Here is a 16,882-nt window from a genome sequence, read left to right on the forward strand (position 1 = left end):
TACCGATGAGCGGTCCCAGAATCCTTGTGAGTGCGTGCCTGGTGGGACGCCCCGTGCGCTACAACGGGACCGCCAAATCGTTGGTTCATCCCGCATTACTGCGTTGGCTGGCCGAAGGACGGGTCGTCACTCTTTGTCCCGAACTGGCGGCTGGCTTCGCTGTTCCACGGCCAGCAGCCGAAATAGTCGCTGGTCGCTCGGGGCGGGACGTATTGGCGGGAAATGGCTGCGTCCTCGAATCTACGGGCAATGACGTCACTGACCTGTTCCGCGCGGGCGCACAAGCAGCCCTTACGCTTGCGCGGGAGCAGGCCTGCGTCTTTGCCCTTTTGACCGATGGAAGTCCCTCATGCGGCAGCAACTTCATATATGATGGCAGCTTCCGGGGCATCCTCCATGACGGGACCGGTGTCACGGCAGCTCTTCTACGCGATAATAGGATCGAAGTTTTTGCAGATTCCGAAATTGATAAACTGGCCGCAAGACTTGAAGCATGTACAGCAAACGACGGAGAGCGTTTTAACTCTCCGTCGATCGAGAAATGACCGCTTTGTCATCGATTTTTCATAAGGGACTGGGGAGAGGTCGTCAGACCCCAGGCCGTTCCAAGGAGGCGTCGATTTCCAGCGCCAGCCGCGCCATTTTCAACGCGCCGTCCTTGCTGGCCGCGCCACAGATAAAGCGGGCCGGGTGCGCGAAGACCGCATCCGGAACGCCGGACATCTCGGCCAACGCCTCCCTCTCCAGGCCGCCCCACGCTTCCGGCAGCGAGACCCGTTGTCCGAAATCGCCCCGTTTGGGCGGGACGGCCTTCACATTCCACCGGTCGGGTCCGGCCGGCGAGACCACGTAGACGACGGGAAGCTGCTGCTCGAAAATCACCTTCTCGGTGGGCATGCCCGTGTCCATGACAAGGATGCGCTTGTCGTCCGCGCTGTCATAGGCCGCCATCACCCGGTTCGCCGCCTTCAGGCCGGCGCGCACGCGGTCGACCATATTGACCAGATGGGACGCAACGGCCACGGCGGCATTCGCAAAGCCCTGGGCTTCCCTCGACCGCGCCTCGTCGGGACCATAAAGCTCGGCGGTGTCCCAGGCCGGACCGCAGGCCGACACGATGTCCGCCAGCGACAGCTTGCCCATCTTCGCAACGCCATTGTCATCCTGGTCGATCGGCAGGACCAGCGCGTGATCGACGGCCTGCCAGATCGCAGCCAGCCCCTCGTCGTCCACCGGCGTCGTCAGGATATTGCGCAGCGCCGCGACCCCGTAATCCTTCCACAGCAACCCGGCCGCGCTGTAGGGCGTGCCGTCCTCGCGGAGCGGCTTGTCCTTCATGTGATGGTCATACCGTCCCCGGGACGGTTCATACGCACCGCCCACGTCGAACACGATGTCGGCCGATTTGATGCGTTCCGGCGCCCGCGTACGCGTGAAATCAAGCCGGTCGACGGGTGCGTCCGCCAGAACACGGCCTCTCAGATCACCCTGCGGCGCAAGGGCGTAATGAAGGATGACGTACCCCAGCGTTTCATCGACATGGAAATTCCCCGAATGGGTCAGTGCCTTGACGGGTGTGGTCCCATTCTCAAGACCAATGGGGGTGTGCTCTGACATATAGGGACCTGCTGGCATACAAGGGTGAATTTTCGATCGTGCTCCGTCATGCCGCACGGGCTACCGCCAGACAACACCCTTTGTCGGAAACACTGCCCGCTCCGGCCCCCAGGCCACGGGGCAGCAATCGCCTTGTGGTTGGAAACCCCGATCCGCTTTGATAGTAAGTGGGTGGGTGTCCGCCGCAGGGTGCGACGAGGCAGGCTTTTGTGTTGGTCGGGCCGCCACGCGGAGAAAGCACGCCGATGGATCATCCCATACCCGAGCGAAAATTGCCTCGCGTCCGGATTATCGCCGAACGCACCTTCGCCGCCCTCGAGCACTTCCTGCATATCGAAGCCGTCAGCGGCGCCGTGCTGCTGGCCGCCGCCGCCTTTGCCCTTGCCTGGGCCAATTCAGCGATGGCGGACAGCTATCATCACCTCTGGCAGCTTTCCTTTGCGATCCGGCTGGGTGGGTTCATCTTCGATCATCCTCTGCACTTCTGGATCAATGATGTGCTGATGACCGTATTCTTCCTGGTCGTCGGCATGGAAATACGGCGGGAAGTTCATGAAGGGGCGCTGACGGACCTGCGGCAGGCATTGTTGCCTGTCGCCGCGGCGCTCGGCGGCGTGCTCGTGCCTGCACTGCTCTATCTCGGTCTGAACGGCGCCGGTCCACAACGGCAAGGCTGGGCGGTCCCCACGGCCACGGACATTGCTTTCGCCGTCGGCGTACTGGCGCTTCTGGGCAAATCGATCCCCGGAAATATCCGCATCTTCCTGCTGGCGCTGGCAATTATCGACGACATTGTGGCCGTGCTCATCATTGCCTTCTTTTATTCCAGCGGACTGCATTACGGCGGTTTCGCGGTCGCGGGCCTGGGCGTTGTCATGGTGTCGAGCCTGCATATCATCGGTATCGGCTCGGCCTATGCCTATGTACTGCCGGGAGCGGTCATTTGGGCCGGTTTGCTGATGACGGGCGTCCATCCCACACTGGCGGGTGTGGTGCTGGGGCTGATGACGCCTGTCATGCCCATGCGTGCAAGCAAGAATCCGCTGGATACCCAACGCGAGATGCTTCCTCCTGTCGTGCGGGTACAGGCCGCGTTACACCCGTGGGTGGCCTACGGGGTGATGCCCCTCTTCGCCTTGGCGAATGCCGGCGTGACGGTTGATGGGGTCGACCTTTCCCGAAGCGGGCCGCAATGGGTCATGGCAGGTGTCGCCATTGCATTGGTTGCAGGAAAATTCTCGGGGATCGTGAGCGTGAGCTGGCTGACGGTGCGCCTTGGCTTCTGCCGGCTGCCGCCGGGCGTCGATTGGGGTGGCGTGTGTCTCATCGGGCTGCTGGGGGGCATCGGGTTCACCATGTCCATCTTCATCGCCATGTTGGCCTTCGAAGACGCGAACCTGCTCGGCGCGGCCAAGCTGGGCGTTCTCGCGGGCTCGGTGATCGCCACCGCGTCTGGACTTGGCTGGGGCACGATATATGTGCGCGGACGCCGCCGGCAGGCATAGTCCCAACACACCCCCGACCCGTCCGCCTTACCGCGTGATGCCCGGCTGCGGCAGGGCATCGGCCTCACGCAGGCGCAATCCGTCACTGTCCTGGACGCCCCGCCGGTAGAAGAACAGCAGCAGCGAGCACACCAGGATCGCGACGGCGACGATCTGTTGCGTATGGCCGCCATATCCGGCGGCGGCGGGATGCAGGAATCCGACACCGAGCATGGCCAGGTTGAAGGCGACCAGCAGCACCGCGATCGCGGTCCAGATCCGCCCGCGACAGATAGCCGGCACCTGGTCCGGCCGATGCCGCCGCAGGATCATGAACCCGCCCAGCGCCAGGATTACCGACAGGATGTAGCCGATATTCCCCGCGAAGATGATGCCGGTGATATTGGCGATGAAGAACACGATGAAGATGTTGACCACCAGATCCACCACCATGGCCCGGGCCGGCGCACCCCGACTGTTCAGCCGGTCCAGTTGCCGCACGGTCAGCCCCCGTTCGGCCAGGCCGTGCAGCGCGCGGCTGGACCCGGCGATGGCCGAATTCATCGTCACGAACTGCGCCAGGCAGATCACCGCGATGAAGACGCCCGTCAGCCCGTGGCCGATGATACGGTCGACGACGGCGACGTAGAAGCCGACCGGATCGTCGCCGATGGCCTGTTCCCCCACCACCGACGGCAACACGACGCAGCTGAGCACAGCAACCAGGATGACGATCAGCGACGACACCATCAGCGCCCAGCGGATGTGCTCGCGCGGGTTGTGGTATTCGGGCGCGAATGTCGCGCACAGTTCGGTGCCGTAGCTGGTCCAGGACGTGATGAAGGACCAGACCAGGAAAGCCTGCCACAGCGGCAGCCCGCCCACCCCCTCGAAATGCCAGTGCAGGCGCGACAGGTCGATGGGCACCACGAAGAACGGGCCGATCAGGCACACCGCCCCCAGCAGGCCCAGCAGCACGCTGACAATGCGATTGACGCGCGCCACCAGGGCGATGCCCCGCACGTTCAGCACATAAACCAGCAGAATCATCGCGGCGGCGACGACATGCGGCAACCCCACCGCGCCTCCGCCCAGCGACATCGTCGCCGTCCAGGACGGAAACCACTGGGCCTGCACCAGCCGCCCCACCTGCAACCCGCAGACCGCCAGCGTCACCGACCAGCCGGCCCAGTAGCCGAAAACGGCCAGCGCCCCCAGCGGAGTCGCGTATCGCCGCCAGGCCTCATGCGCGAAGACGCCGATCCCGCCCGACCGGTCGGGCAGCAACAACGCCAGTTCGGCATAAATCAGGTTCTGGACCAGCGCGACCAGGCTGGTGACGCACCAGACCGCCAGCGCGCCCCAGGCCCCGATCGGCCCGATTTCCAGGCCGATCAGACAGAAGGTGGTGACCGGCGTGCCGATCGCCAGCATGACGCCGTCGCTCCAGCGCAGGGACCGGACGAAGCCGGTGGCGGTGTGGGGTATCATGCTGCCTCCTTGGCTCCTTGCGGATAAAGGGCGCGCGCATCGAATCACGCCATCCGCCACCAGATCCCGCGCGTCAGCCGCTCCAGTTCGGTTGTCGATCCATCGCAGCCATAGAAGCGCACCATCGGCCTGATGTCGATCTCCAGCCGGTACAGTTCGTCCAACGTATCGTCACGGACTCAAAATGGAAACGGCCGCCCTGCGCCCGACGCCACGATCGGGGTCCAGGACCTCAGGCCCTGGTGGGTTCGGGCAACGCCCGGCCTTGTGTCATGCCGGCCTCGCCTTCACGGCTCCACGCGGTCCCGCGCCGGCGCGATTCCGAATTCTGACCGATAGGCACGAGAGAAATTCGAACGGCTTTCGAACCCGCAGGCATCGGCGATATCCACGATCGACAGAGCGGTTTCCCGCAGCAGTGTCCGCGCCCGCGCCAGGCGCAGCTTGCGGTGATGGGCCGCCGGTCCCCAGCCATACTGCCGGCGGAACAGCCGCTCGATATGTCGGGGGGAGCGACCGGCCAGGTCGGATAACTCCCCCGGCGCCACGCGTCGGTCGGCGACGCTTTCCATCCACGCCGTCAGGCGCGCCAGTATCCGCCCGCCCGCCGGCGCATCGCGCAGCGCGCGGCGACGCTGCGGTTCACCGGGCAGACGGATCGCGGAATGAATGAACTGCTCCGCCACGCGGCGGGCCAGACGGGGCCCGTGCAGGCGGGCGATGCGATGCAGCATCAGGTCGATCGATGCCGTTCCCCCCGCGCTGGTGAAAATGCGCCCGTGATCCTCGAACAATTCGCTCGAGGGCATCAGGTCGGGGAAGGCCTCGGCAAAGGCGGCGCAGACTTCCCAATGCATGGTGACCGGCACCTGATCGACCAGCCGGGCCTGGGCCAGTACGAACGCCCCGGTATCCAGCGCCCCGATTTCCACCCGCCGCGCCGCCAGTCGCCGCAGCAGGCGCGGCAGGCGCGGCGAAATCTGCTTCAGCGGCTCGAACCCCGCCACGACCACCAGGCTGTCGAGCGCCGCATCCGGCCCCAGGGGCGCGTCGGCCGCGATCTGCATCCCGTTCGACGCCGCCACCGGGCGGCCATCCTCGGAAAATACCGTCCATTCGAACAATCTTTCCTCGGCCAGGCGATTGGCGACGCGCAGCGGTTCGGCCGCGCACAGAAAGCCCAGCGCCGAAAAGCGGGGGATCAGCAGAAATCCGATGCGCACCGTCATGCCGGCAGTCAAGCAGACGCGAAACAGCACATCAACGCCGGTTTTCGGCACGCCTGTCCCGATCGCACGGCCCTACGCTGCCGGTCATCCCGTCGCGACCCCGGCCAGGGTGGCCGGACACCTCGCGGCCTGGGCCGGAGTCCGAGCAGCCAACATGACCTCGAAACTGTTCATCACATGCGCCGTCACCGGATCGGGCGACACGGCGTCGCGCCATCCCGATCTGCCGATCACGCCGAAGCAGATCGCCGACGCCGCCATCGCCGCCGCCCGGGCCGGGGCCGCCATCGCCCATATCCATGTCCGCGACCCCAGAACCGGTGCCGCCGCCCGCGACATCGCGCTGTATCGCGAGGTCGTCGAGCGCATCCGCGAGTCCGACACCGACGTCGTGATCAATCTGACGGCCGGCATGGGCGGCGACCTGGTCCTGCAATCGGGCGAAACGCCCCTGCCGCCGGTGGCCGGCGCGACCGATCTGGTCGGCCCGACCGAACGGCTGGCGCATATCGCCGAATTGTTGCCCGAGATCTGCACGCTGGATTGCGGCAGCATGAATTTCGCGCTGGGCGACTACATCATGGTCAACACGCCGTCGCAGTTGCGCGCCATGGCGGCGCAGGTGCAGGCGCTGGGCGTCCGGCCGGAACTCGAGGTCTTCGACACCGGCCATCTGGTGTTCGTCAAGGATCTGCTGAAGGAAGGGTTGCTGGACGCGCCGCTGATGATTCAGTTGTGCATGGGGGTGCCTTACGGCGCGCCCGACGATGTCCTGACCCTGCTGTCTATGGTCAACCGGTTGCCCCCCGGCACAATCTACAGCGCGTTTTCGCTGGGCCGCCACCAGTTGCCCTATGTCGGGCTGGCCCCGATGATCGGCCACAACATCCGCGTGGGACTGGAAGACAATCTGTACCTCTCACGCGGCCAGTTCGCCAGCAATGCCGACCTGGTGGCCCGTGCCGTCACGACGCTGGAGGCGATGAACGTCGCCATTATGACACCGCAGGAAGTCCGTACGCACCTGAAGCTGGTCAAGCGGGGCTGAGCCATGACCCAGGACGATAAAATCCAGCGCGCCGCCGTCATCGGCGGCGGGGTGATCGGCGCGGGATGGGCCGCGCGGTTCCTGCTGAACGGCATCGACGTCGCGTTCTACGACCCCAGCGACAGCGCGCGGGACAGGGCGCACGCGGTCCTGGCCATGGCGCGGCAGGCATGGGCGCGGCTGTATCCCGGCGCAACCGTCGCGGAAGGACAATTGATTTTCGCCCCCACCCTGGAGGATGCGGTCCGCGACGCGGATTTCGTGCAGGAAAGCCTGCCGGAAATCGAGACGCTGAAACGCAGCGTGCTGGCGCAGATCGACGCCGTGGCGCCGGTGGATACCCTCATCGGATCATCGACATCCGGCCTGCTGCCCAGCCGCTTGCAGGCCGACATGCGCCACCCCGGCCGGCTGGTGGTCGGTCATCCGTTCAACCCGGTCTATCTGCTGCCGCTGGTCGAAATCTGCGGCGGCGACCAGACGACGGAGGCGACCCGGGACCGCGCCGCCGCGTTCTATACGCGCACCGGCATGCAGGTGCTGCGCGTGCGCAAGGAAATCGACGGCTTCATCGCCGACCGCCTGCTGGAGGCCCTGTGGCGCGAGGGGCTGTGGCTGATCGAGGAAGGGGTGGCCACGACATCGGAACTGGACGACGCCATCCGCTACAGCGCAGGGCTGCGCTGGGCGTTCATGGGGACGTTCCTGACCTATCGCCTGGCCGGCGGCGACGACGGCATGCGGCATTTCCTGCACCAGTTCGGGCCGGCGCTGAAACTGCCGTGGACGAAGCTGGTGGCGCCGGAACTGACCGACACGCTGATCGACCGCATCGCCACGCAATCCGACGAACAGGCCGCCGGCACCTCGATCCGCGAGCTGGAGGCCCTGCGCGACGACGCGCTGGTCCGCATCCTGAACGCCCTGTCGCAGGTCGGCCCGGACGGGTACGCGGCAGGCCGGACGCTGAACGGTTTCCGCAATGCGCGCGCCCCTGCGGACACAGCGATACCCGACCCCGACGGCCCGATCGTGTCGTACCAGGGCCACGCGCTGGACGCATGGATCGATTATAACGGGCACATGACCGAACACCGCTACCTGCAGGTCTTCGGCCAGGCCACGGACCATGTGCTGGCCCTGATCGGCGCGAACGAGGCCTATGTCCGCGCCGGCCACAGCTTCTACACCGTCGAAAGCCATATCCGCCATCTGGGCCAGGTCCATGCCGGCGATGCCGTCCGCGTCTGCTCGCAGATCCTGGGCCATGACGCCAAGCGCCTGCATCTGTTCCACACCATGACCGGTGCCGACGGAACAGCGGTGGCGACATCGGAACATATGCTGATCCATGTCGATGCCCGGCAGGGCGCCAGCGCCCCGATCCTGCCCGCCGTGCAGGCGGCCCTCATGGCGATCGGGGACAAGCATGCGGCGCTGCCACGACCGGCCGGCGCCGGGGGCAGCATCGGCATCCGTCCAAAAACCTCCTGATTGCGGCACCGGACATGGGCGACGGTCCTGTCCGGCCCACAGGGCCTGAGGGCCTTGACCCCGATCGAGGGAGGCGCCTGGAAATTCGAGCGCAGGAAACGGGATGCACGGACAAGGATGAATCCCCATGATCTGCTCCATGGCCACGGCAGCAGACAGGAACAGGGACATGCCGACAGAGATATGCACCGCTTTGGCGCGGAACGAGGCGACCGAGCGCGACCCGCGCTGGGCGCGTATCGTCGCGCGGGACCGGTCCGCCGACGGCCTCTTCTGGTATTCGGTGGCGACCACCGGCGTGTATTGCCGGCCCTCCTGCCCGTCGCGCACCGCGAAACCGGTCAATGTGCGCCTGCACGATACGCCGGCCGATGCGCGGGCGGCCGGCTTCCGGCCCTGCCTGCGCTGCCGGCCGGACGACGCGCCCCGCCCGATGCGAAACGCGGCGATCGTGGCCGGGGCCTGCCGGGCCATCGACCAGGCCGAAGACATGCCGTCGCTGGACCAACTGGCCGGCGCGTCGGGACTGAGCCCCGCCCATTTCCACCGGCTGTTCAAGGCCGAAACCGGCCTGACGCCGCGCGATTACGCGGTGGCCCGGCGCGGCGCGCGCCTGCGCCGGAACCTGGCGGAGGCGCCGACGGTCACCGCCGCGATCTTCGATGCGGGATATGGGTCCAGCAGCCGGTTCTACGAGGCGGCCGAGGATCTGCTGGGCATGACGCCCGCCGCCTGGCGCAATGGCGGGGCGGGCCAGACCCTGCACTTTGCCATCGGCCAGTGTGCGCTGGGTGCGCTGCTGGTCGCCAGCAGCGACAAGGGGGTCTGCGCCATCACGCTGGGCGACGATCCGGACGCACTGGCCCGCGATCTGCAGGACCGGTTTCCCAACGCCGACCTGACCGCCGGCGATGCGGCGTATGATGCGCTGGTGGCCCGGGTGGTGGGCTTTGTCGAGGCCCCGCAACTGGGGCTGGACCTGCCGCTGGACATCCGCGGGACGGCGTTCCAGCACCGGGTCTGGGCCGCGCTGCGCGCCATTCCCGCCGGCCGGACCGCGACCTACACCCAGATCGCCCGGCAGATCGGCGCGCCGGGGGCGGTGCGCGCGGTAGCCGGGGCGTGTGCCGCCAATGCGCTGGCCGTCGCCATTCCCTGCCACCGTGTGGTGCGTACGGACGGGTCGCTGTCGGGCTATCGCTGGGGCGTGGCGCGCAAGCGCGCCCTGATCGCGCGCGAGGCGTCGGCATGATTCCGGACGCCACACCGGGGCCCGACTGGACCCACGTCGCCGACGCGCTGGACTCACGCGGCTGGGCCTGCCTGCCCGGACTGCTGCCCCCTGCCGACGCCGACGCGGTCGCCGGCCTGTATGACCGGCCGGACGGGTTCCGGTCGCGTGTGGTGATGGAACGGCACGGGTTCGGGCGGGGCGAGTACAGATATTTCGCCTATCCGCTTCCGCCCCTGGTGCAGACATTGCGCACGACGCTCTATCCGCCATTGGCTGCCATCGCCAATGCATGGCACGTCCGGATGGGCCTGACGGAGCGCTTTCCCGCACGCCATGCCGATTTCCTGGCAACCTGCCATGCGGCCGGACAGTGCCGCCCGACGCCGCTGCTGCTGCGCTACGGACCGGGGGATTATAATTGCCTGCATCAGGATTTGTACGGCGCACAGGTCTTTCCGCTGCAAGTCGCCATCCTGCTGTCGCGCCCTGACGACGATTTCACCGGGGGCGGCTTCATCCTGACCGAACAGCGCCCGCGCATGCAGTCCCGCGCCGATGTCGTGCCACTGGACAAGGGCGATGCCGTCGTCTTCGCGGTCAACCACCGGCCGGTCCAGGGCACGCGCGGCCCCTACCGGGTGGCGATGCGCCACGGCGTCGGCACCGTCCGGTCGGGCCGACGCCACACGCTGGGGATCATATTCCACGATGCCGCCTGATCCCGCCCCTCCCGGCCATCCGTCGTTCGACCTGTTTACCGCCCGGCGCGACCAGGTGCTGGCGCCCGGGGCGATGCTGCTGGGCGGCTTCGCACGGGACGATGCGCCGGCGCTGCTGGCGGCCATCGACCAGATCGTGGCCACGGCACCGTTCCGCCGCATGACGACGCCGGGCGGACGCACGATGTCGGTCGCCATGACCAATTGCGGTCAGGCCGGCTGGGTGTCGGATCGGGCGGGCTATCGTTACGTGCCGGTCGATCCCGCGACCGGCCGCCCCTGGCCCGCCTTGCCGCCGCCTGCGCCGCCCTGGCCGCGCGGGCGGCCGCACAGGCAGGCTTCGCCGGGTTTCAACCGGATGCCTGCCTGATCAACCGCTACGACCCCGGCACCCGCCTGACCCTGCACCAGGACCGGAACGAACGGGATTTCAGCCGGCCCATCGTGTCGGTGTCGCTGGGCCTGCCCGCCCTGTTCCTGTGGGGCGGACCGGCGCGGACCGACCGGGTGCGGCGCGTCCCGCTGGAACATGGCGACGTCGTGGTCTGGGGCGGCCCGGCGCGCCTGACCTATCACGGCATCCACACGCTGGCCGAGGGAACTCATCCCCTGACCGGACGGGTCCGCCTGAACCTGACGTTCCGGCAGGCGCTCTAAAAAGGCTGTTTTATAAAGTGGGTATGACGAGCGAGAATGCCGCCCGGCGGCACGCCCGGCGTGTGTTTCCGAGCATCGGAGCGGAGCGGCCTTGTGGGCCGTGAGCACCGAAGCGCAGGAAACGCGCGTCGGATCGCCGGCAGGCCCACTTTTAAAACAGCCTCCAAAGCCCGGATGGACATCGGCGGCGGCGGCACCTATGCACGCCTCCATGTCATCGACCGCCCCGAACACACCCCTCAGGAACCGCACCTGGATCGGTATCGATTTCGGCACGACCAACAGCGTCGTGGTCATCGCCGGACCGGACGGGCACACGCGCACCACGCGCTTTTCCTTCCCCGGCCACCCGGACGCCGACACCTGCCGCACGCTGCTGTGCCTGTGGCAGGAGGAGGCGCGCGGCCGCCTGACGGTGCATGAATCCATCGGCCCCGCCGCAATCGACGCCTATCTGGACGATCCGGCGGAAAGCCGGCTGATCATGTCCATGAAGTCGTACCTGGCGCAGAGTTCGTTCCGCGAGACGCGGCTGCTGGGCCGCCGGCTGACCCTGGAAATGCTGGTCGGCCAGTTCCTGGCCTGCCTGATGCGCGAGGTCGGGATCGACCCGGCCGAGGTGCACGCCACCGTCGGCCGGCCCGTCCGCTTCGCCGGCGAGATGCCCGACGATGCGTTCGGCGAACAGCGCCTGCGCGATGGTTTCTCGGCAGCCGGCTTCGGCGGTATCGCGGTGGCGCTGGAACCCGAAGCCGCCGGCTGGCGCTTCGCCCAGCGCCTGGACGCGCCGGCCACCATCCTGGTCGGGGACTTCGGCGGCGGCACCAGCGATTTCTCGGTCCTGCGCTTCGACCCGGCCGACACGCGCCGCGCGCTGCCGCTGGGCCATGCCGGCGTGGGCATCGCCGGCGACCAGTTCGATTACCGCATCATCGACAATGTGGTCTCGCCCTGCCTGGGGCGCAACAGCACCTATCGCGTGATGGGCGGCGAGCCGCTGCCGGTTCCCATCGAATGGTACGCCAGCCTGGCGCGCTGGCATCGCCTGTCGCTGATGCGCACGCCGCAGACGCTGCGCGCCATCGCCGACGTCACCCGCACCGCATCGGAACCGGACCGTCTGCGGGCGCTGATGGCCCTGATCGAGGACCAGCAGGGCCAGGCGCTTTACCGTGCCGTGGGCGCCGCGAAAAGCGCGCTGTCGCATTCGGACAGCACCATCCTGCGTTTCGCGCACAAGGACATCCGCATCGAACGCACCATCACCCGCGCCGAATTCGAAGGCTGGATCGCCCCCGACCTGGCGCAGTTCGACGACGCGGTGTCGGCGGCGCTGGACCGGGCCGGGCTGCAGGCGGGCGATATCGACCGGGTGTTCCTGACCGGCGGCACATCTTTCGTGCCGGCGGTGCGCGCCCTGTTCGTCGACCGGTTCGGCGCGGACCGCGTCAATGCGGGCGGCGAGTTCGTGTCGGTCGCCGAAGGCCTGGCCCTGATGGGCGGGACCTGACCCGCCGGATTTGCCAACCCGGCCCCGGCGGGAAAAGATACACCCCGGACGGAGGCCGCCATGCGATTCACCCTGAAGCAGATCGAATATTTCGTGGCGGCGGCGGAAAGCGGGTCGATCACGACCGCGTCGCGGCTGGTGCATATCTCGCAACCCTCGATCTCGGCCGCCATCGCGCATCTGGAAGACGTGTTCCAGATTCCGCTGTTTATCCGCCACCATGCCCTGGGCCTGTCGCTGACCGCCGAAGGCCAGGTTTTCCTGCGTGAAGCGCGGGTCCTGCTGCAACAGGCGCAGGATCTGGACGCCGCCGGCACGACGATCGCCGAGCGGATCGACGGCCTGCTGGAAGTCGGATGCATGACCACGCTGTATCCGCTGGTGGTGCCCGACCTGATCCAGACCTTCGAGGCCCGCCACCCCGGCGCACGGCTGAAGGTGGTGGCCGGCCACCATGGCGAACTGATCGAGAAACTGCGCAATGGGGACATCGCCGCCTTCCTGGCCTACGACCTGAACATCCCCGCCGACCTGGAATTCGAACCGCTGGCCACCCTGCCCCCCTTCGCCTTCGTGTCGGCCAGCCACCGGCTGGCCAAGCGGCGGACGGTGGCCCTGGCCGAACTGGCGTCCGACCCGTTCCTGCTGCTGGACCTGCCGCTGTCGCGCGACTATTTCCTGATGCTGTTCAGCCAGGCGGGCCTGACCCCGCAGGTCGCCGGCCGGTTCCAGAGCATCGACGTGGTGCGCAGCCTGGTGGCCCGGGGCGTGGGATACAGCCTGGCCAATGCCCGGCCCCGCAACCGCGCGGCGCTGGACGGGCGGCCATTGTCCTACCTGGCGCTGAAAGGCGCGCACCGCGAACTGAAATACGGCACCGCGCGGATCGCCGGCCTGCGCCGTACCCCCCGCACGGCCGCCTTCCTGTCGCTGTGCGGCGAGATCCTGGCCAACCGCCCCCTGCCCGGCACGGATTGAAAGCGCACCTGCCGCCGGACGTCTTCAGCCTGCCAGCCCGTGCCAGTGCTGACCGGGCAGCGCGGAGAGCAGGATCCTGGTATACGGGTCGGACGGTGTTGCAAACACATCGGCGGCCGCGCCGACTTCCACGATCCGGCCACGCCGCATGACCGCGATCCGGTCGGCGGTATGGGCGGCCAGGCGCAGATCGTGCGTGATAAACAGGATGGCCAGCCCGGTCTCGGCCTTGAGCCGCAGGAACAGGTCCAGGATCTGCCTTTGCATGGGCGGGTCGAGCGCCGCCACGCTCTCGTCCGCGATAAGGACACGCGGACGCAGGGCCAGCGCGCGGGCGATGCAGATACGCTGGCGTTGTCCGCCCGAAAAGGCGTGGGGCGTGCGGTCAAGCGCGTCCGCCGGCAACCCGACCATGGCCAGGAGGGACACCGCCTGCCGCGCTGCCTGCTGACGTGTCATGCCCCCGATACGGGCCGCGCGCTCCAGTATCGCACGCACGCTCCGGCGCGGGTTGAGCGCACCTGCCGGATCCTGGAACACCATCTGGACCGGGTTGCCGTCGGGCCGCCCACGCCGGCGCAGCGGCGTCGAGAAGTCTGCGCCGGCCACGACGACCTTTCCGCAATCGGGCGGCAGCAGGCGGCACAGGATGCGGGCGAGCGTACTTTTGCCCGAGCCGGATTCCCCGATGACGGCCAGCATCTCGCCAGGGTGAAGGTCGAACATCACGTCGGCCAGGGCGGTGAAGGCGCCATGCCGTTTGCCAAGGCCCCGCACCGCCAGGACGGGCGGGCCGCCGGATGGAACGCCCGACGCGGGCCGGCCCGGCATGCCATGCGGAAACGCGGCCACCAGTTCACGCACATAGGGTGTCGCGGGCGCGGTCAGTACCGTGCGGGCATCGCCACATTCCACGATCCGGCCCGCCCTCATGATCGCGACGCGATCGGCAATATCCGCGACGACCCCCAGGTCATGGGTAATCAGCAGAACGGCATGCCCCCGCCGGTCGCGCAGTTCCCGCAGCAGAGAGAGGATCTGCGCCTGGGTGGTGACATCCAGCGCAGTGGTCGGTTCGTCGGCGATCAGCAGGACAGGGTCCAGCGCCAGAGCCATGGCAATGACGACCCGCTGGCACTGGCCGCCCGAAAGCTGGTGCGGCAGACGGGTACCGATCGCCTCCGGCTCCGGCAGATGCACGTCCTGCAGCAGATCGACGACCCGCCGCGCACGTGCCGGCGCCGGCATCGACGGGCGGTGCAGGATCAGGACTTCCTCGATCTGCCGTCCGACCGGAATGGCGGGATTCAGCGAGGACATGGGCTCCTGGAAGACCATGGCGATGGCCGCGCCGCGCAGTGTTCGCCATTGCCGCTCGTCCAGCGCGGTCACGTCCCTGCCGTCGAACAGGATGCGCCCGCCGGCGATACGCAGCGGCGACGGAAGCGCCCCCATGATCGCCGCCGAGAGCACCGACTTGCCCGAACCCGATTGGCCGACCAGACACACGATCTCGCGCCGGTTGACGGTCAGGGACACGTCGTGAAGGGCCGCCGGCCGATCGGCGCCGGCCGGAAGCGTCACGGTCAGGTGCGCGATCGACAGGACGGGGCTGCCTGGCGTGCTCATGCGTTCGTCCTGCGAAGGGGGGTGCTGTCGCCCCGATGCCCCAGGGCGTCGGCAAGAACCGAGAGGCTGAGCATCAGCGAGGAAATGGCCAGGCACGGGAACAGGATCAGATGCGGGAAGACGATCGCCATGCCGCGCCCCTCGTTGATCATGCTGCCCCAGTCGGGGGTCGGCGGCGGCAGGCCCAGCCCCAGAAAGCCAAGCAGACCGATGGTGATGGCGGTATACCCCAGCCGAAGACAGGCATCGACCAGCAGGGGCCCGGCGACGTTGGGCAGAAGGTCGAACAGCAGGATCCGCCATGGGCGTTCACCCTGCATGACGGCGGCCAGAACGTAGTCCTTGCCACGCTCGGCGGCGACCAGCGCACGCACGATGCGAAAGATGGCCGGCGCCGTCGAGAACGTGACCGCGACGATGATGTTGAATCCCGAGGCCCCGAGACGCATGACGATGAGCAGATACAGGATCAGCACGGGAAAGGACTGCATGACCGTGGCCAGGAAGGAAAACAGGCGGTCCGCCGCGCCCGAGGCGTAGCCGGCGGCCATGCCGCCGCCGATGCCCACGGCATAGGCGCAGACCGTCGCCAGGACGGACCACAGCAGAACCGGACGGGCCCCCCAGATCAGGCGGCTGAGGATATCTCGCCCCAGCATGTCGGTGCCCAGAAGATGCATCCCCATCCCGTCCCGTGCCAGCGGCAGCAGCAGCGGCGACCCGCTGCGCAACGGGTCGAACGGGCTCAGCAGGGGGGCCGCAAACGCACAGAGAAGCCAGAAGCCCGCCACCCCCAGCGCGATCCACGCACGCAGGGGCAGAACGCCGACACGCCTCATGGCACCGTCCGCCCGGTCGCGGCGGCGGGCGCATCCTGCGGGGGGGCCGCCGGCCGTGGAGCGAAGACGCCGCGCGCCCGGGGATCGAGCAGGGTCGTCAGCAGGTCCGAAACGAATTGCGCGCATGTCACGCACGCCACGCTCAGCATGGTGCAGGCCTCGACGACCGGCAGGTCACCGTTCATGGCGGCGGTGTACAGCAACGATCCGAAACCCCGATAGCCGAAGAATATTTCGACGACGAGCATGCCCGACAGCAGCCATGGAACCTGCTGCATGATGACGGTAACGGGGGCGGCAAGAGCGTTGGGCAGAATATGGCGCAGCACGAGCCGCCCGCGCCCCGCACCCTTCAACCACGCGGTCCGGACATAAGGACGCCCCATCTCCGCGCGGATTGCGGCACCTGTCACACGGGCCAGATAACCGGCGCAGTACAGAATCAGCACCGAGGCGGGCAGCACCATCTGCCGCGGGTCGAACCCGTCCGTCATCGTGCTGGCGCCGGGCAGCCAGTGAAGGCCCACCACGAAGATCGCGGACAGGAAGGCGCAACTGGCATAGTCGGGAATGGCCGTGGCCATGATCGCCGCCGCCGACAGCACCGTATCCAACCATCTGCCGGCATACAGGCCGGATACGATTCCCACGCCCAGCCCCAGCGGCACGGTGACCGCCATCGTGATGGCGCACAGCGCCAGGGATGCCCCCAGCCGGTGCGGAACCAATGCGCGCACAGCGACATGGTCGTGAAGGGAACGCCCCCAGTCCCCTGTGACGAACCTGCCCAGCCATTGCGCGTAGCGCCACAGGAACGGCCGGTCGTAACCGTTCCGATACAGCCAGATCGCGCGTTGTTCCGGCGTCGAGAACTGCCCCAGAATCTTGGTGGCGATGGCCGATGCGTCGATTTCCAGAACGCCATACAGCAGGAACGAGACAGCCAGCATGAC

Annotated in this window: 14 protein-coding genes and 1 pseudogene; 9 read left to right on the plus strand and 6 right to left on the minus strand. The window is 67.6% G+C overall.

The features are described 5' to 3' along the window. The first annotated feature begins 5 nt into the window (after positions 1–5). Positions 6–545 (plus strand): DUF523 domain-containing protein, encoded by a 540-nt coding sequence (locus HLH34_RS08945; protein ID WP_183119218.1) that lies wholly within the window; start codon positions 6–8, stop codon positions 543–545. Between the two features lie 43 nt (positions 546–588). Here the strand turns inward: HLH34_RS08945 and HLH34_RS08950 are convergent, their stop codons facing one another. Then, complete coding sequence (locus tag HLH34_RS08950; RefSeq protein WP_183119219.1) at positions 589–1,617, minus strand: MYG1 family protein; 1,029 nt, start codon at positions 1,615–1,617, stop codon at positions 589–591. Between the two features lie 245 nt (positions 1,618–1,862). Between HLH34_RS08950 and nhaA the strand changes: the two genes are divergently transcribed. After that, complete coding sequence (gene nhaA, locus HLH34_RS08955) at positions 1,863–3,122, plus strand: Na+/H+ antiporter NhaA (RefSeq protein WP_204738844.1); 1,260 nt, start codon at positions 1,863–1,865, stop codon at positions 3,120–3,122. A 27-nt stretch (positions 3,123–3,149) separates the two neighbouring features. Here nhaA and HLH34_RS08960 read toward each other — a convergent pair whose 3' ends face one another. Further along, entirely contained in the window at positions 3,150–4,592 is a 1,443-nt protein-coding gene (locus tag HLH34_RS08960) for an APC family permease (protein ID WP_183119220.1), read from the minus strand. A 287-nt stretch (positions 4,593–4,879) separates the two neighbouring features. Next, positions 4,880–5,821, minus strand: coding sequence for a GlxA family transcriptional regulator (locus HLH34_RS08965; RefSeq protein ID WP_183119221.1), 942 nt, complete (start codon positions 5,819–5,821; stop codon positions 4,880–4,882). A 154-nt stretch (positions 5,822–5,975) separates the two neighbouring features. Here HLH34_RS08965 and HLH34_RS08970 point away from each other — a divergent pair, with 154 nt between their 5' ends. The 7 genes and pseudogenes from HLH34_RS08970 (at position 5,976) to HLH34_RS09000 (ending at position 13,461) form a co-directional block, all read left to right on the plus strand. Then, on the plus strand, positions 5,976–6,869 hold the full coding sequence (locus tag HLH34_RS08970; protein ID WP_183119222.1) for a BKACE family enzyme: 894 nt from the start codon (positions 5,976–5,978) through the stop codon (positions 6,867–6,869). Positions 6,870–6,872: 3 nt separating this feature from the next. Further along, positions 6,873–8,363 (plus strand): carnitine 3-dehydrogenase, encoded by a 1,491-nt coding sequence (locus HLH34_RS08975; protein WP_183119223.1) that lies wholly within the window; start codon positions 6,873–6,875, stop codon positions 8,361–8,363. Positions 8,364–8,532: 169 nt separating this feature from the next. Further along, on the plus strand, positions 8,533–9,615 hold the full coding sequence (ada, locus tag HLH34_RS08980; RefSeq protein WP_183119224.1) for a bifunctional DNA-binding transcriptional regulator/O6-methylguanine-DNA methyltransferase Ada: 1,083 nt from the start codon (positions 8,533–8,535) through the stop codon (positions 9,613–9,615). Beyond that, the gene (locus HLH34_RS08985; RefSeq protein WP_183119225.1) at positions 9,612–10,316 is read left to right on the plus strand and encodes a 2OG-Fe(II) oxygenase; all 705 of its coding nucleotides are present in this window, start codon (positions 9,612–9,614) and stop codon (positions 10,314–10,316) included. The genes ada and HLH34_RS08985 overlap by 4 nt, the downstream gene beginning before the upstream one ends. A 73-nt stretch (positions 10,317–10,389) precedes the next feature. Then, a pseudogene (gene alkB, locus HLH34_RS08990) lies at positions 10,390–10,973 on the plus strand (DNA oxidative demethylase AlkB). A 211-nt stretch (positions 10,974–11,184) separates the two neighbouring features. Beyond that, positions 11,185–12,483: an Hsp70 family protein gene (locus HLH34_RS08995; protein ID WP_183119226.1), complete on the plus strand. Its 1,299-nt coding sequence runs from the start codon at positions 11,185–11,187 to the stop codon at positions 12,481–12,483. Between the two features lie 60 nt (positions 12,484–12,543). Beyond that, positions 12,544–13,461, plus strand: a complete 918-nt coding sequence (locus tag HLH34_RS09000; RefSeq protein WP_183119227.1) for a LysR family transcriptional regulator — start codon at positions 12,544–12,546, stop codon at positions 13,459–13,461. 24 nt (positions 13,462–13,485) lie between these two features. Here the strand turns inward: HLH34_RS09000 and HLH34_RS09005 are convergent, their stop codons facing one another. From HLH34_RS09005 to HLH34_RS09015, 3 genes are read right to left on the minus strand one after another with little or no spacing between them, the layout of a single operon-like run. Further along, positions 13,486–15,090, minus strand: a complete 1,605-nt coding sequence (locus HLH34_RS09005; RefSeq protein WP_183119228.1) for a dipeptide ABC transporter ATP-binding protein — start codon at positions 15,088–15,090, stop codon at positions 13,486–13,488. Further along, entirely contained in the window at positions 15,087–15,929 is an 843-nt protein-coding gene (locus HLH34_RS09010) for an ABC transporter permease (RefSeq protein WP_183119229.1), read from the minus strand. The genes HLH34_RS09005 and HLH34_RS09010 overlap by 4 nt, the downstream gene beginning before the upstream one ends. Continuing rightward, positions 15,926–16,879 (minus strand): ABC transporter permease, encoded by a 954-nt coding sequence (locus HLH34_RS09015; RefSeq protein ID WP_220792096.1) that lies wholly within the window; start codon positions 16,877–16,879, stop codon positions 15,926–15,928. Before HLH34_RS09015 ends, HLH34_RS09010 begins: the two co-directional genes overlap by 4 nt. Positions 16,880–16,882: the final 3 nt, after the last annotated feature.

The organism is Gluconacetobacter azotocaptans, assembly GCF_014174355.1.
GTDB lineage: Bacteria > Pseudomonadota > Alphaproteobacteria > Acetobacterales > Acetobacteraceae > Gluconacetobacter > Gluconacetobacter azotocaptans.

What these genes read in the sequence shown, in the direction of transcription:
- HLH34_RS08945 (WP_183119218.1), top strand. Translation starts at nt 6, where the DNA reads ATGAGCGGTCCCAGAATCCTTGTGAGTGCGTGCCTGGTGGGACGCCCC.
- HLH34_RS08950 (WP_183119219.1), bottom strand. Translation starts at nt 1,617, where the DNA reads ATGTCAGAGCACACCCCCATTGGTCTTGAGAATGGGACCACACCCGTC.
- nhaA (WP_204738844.1), top strand. Translation starts at nt 1,863, where the DNA reads ATGGATCATCCCATACCCGAGCGAAAATTGCCTCGCGTCCGGATTATC.
- HLH34_RS08960 (WP_183119220.1), bottom strand. Translation starts at nt 4,592, where the DNA reads ATGATACCCCACACCGCCACCGGCTTCGTCCGGTCCCTGCGCTGGAGC.
- HLH34_RS08965 (WP_183119221.1), bottom strand. Translation starts at nt 5,821, where the DNA reads ATGACGGTGCGCATCGGATTTCTGCTGATCCCCCGCTTTTCGGCGCTG.
- HLH34_RS08970 (WP_183119222.1), top strand. Translation starts at nt 5,976, where the DNA reads ATGACCTCGAAACTGTTCATCACATGCGCCGTCACCGGATCGGGCGAC.
- HLH34_RS08975 (WP_183119223.1), top strand. Translation starts at nt 6,873, where the DNA reads ATGACCCAGGACGATAAAATCCAGCGCGCCGCCGTCATCGGCGGCGGG.
- ada (WP_183119224.1), top strand. Translation starts at nt 8,533, where the DNA reads ATGCCGACAGAGATATGCACCGCTTTGGCGCGGAACGAGGCGACCGAG.
- HLH34_RS08985 (WP_183119225.1), top strand. Translation starts at nt 9,612, where the DNA reads ATGATTCCGGACGCCACACCGGGGCCCGACTGGACCCACGTCGCCGAC.
- HLH34_RS08995 (WP_183119226.1), top strand. Translation starts at nt 11,185, where the DNA reads ATGTCATCGACCGCCCCGAACACACCCCTCAGGAACCGCACCTGGATC.
- HLH34_RS09000 (WP_183119227.1), top strand. Translation starts at nt 12,544, where the DNA reads ATGCGATTCACCCTGAAGCAGATCGAATATTTCGTGGCGGCGGCGGAA.
- HLH34_RS09005 (WP_183119228.1), bottom strand. Translation starts at nt 15,090, where the DNA reads ATGAGCACGCCAGGCAGCCCCGTCCTGTCGATCGCGCACCTGACCGTG.
- HLH34_RS09010 (WP_183119229.1), bottom strand. Translation starts at nt 15,929, where the DNA reads ATGAGGCGTGTCGGCGTTCTGCCCCTGCGTGCGTGGATCGCGCTGGGG.
- HLH34_RS09015 (WP_220792096.1), bottom strand. Translation starts at nt 16,879, where the DNA reads ATGCTGGCTGTCTCGTTCCTGCTGTATGGCGTTCTGGAAATCGACGCA.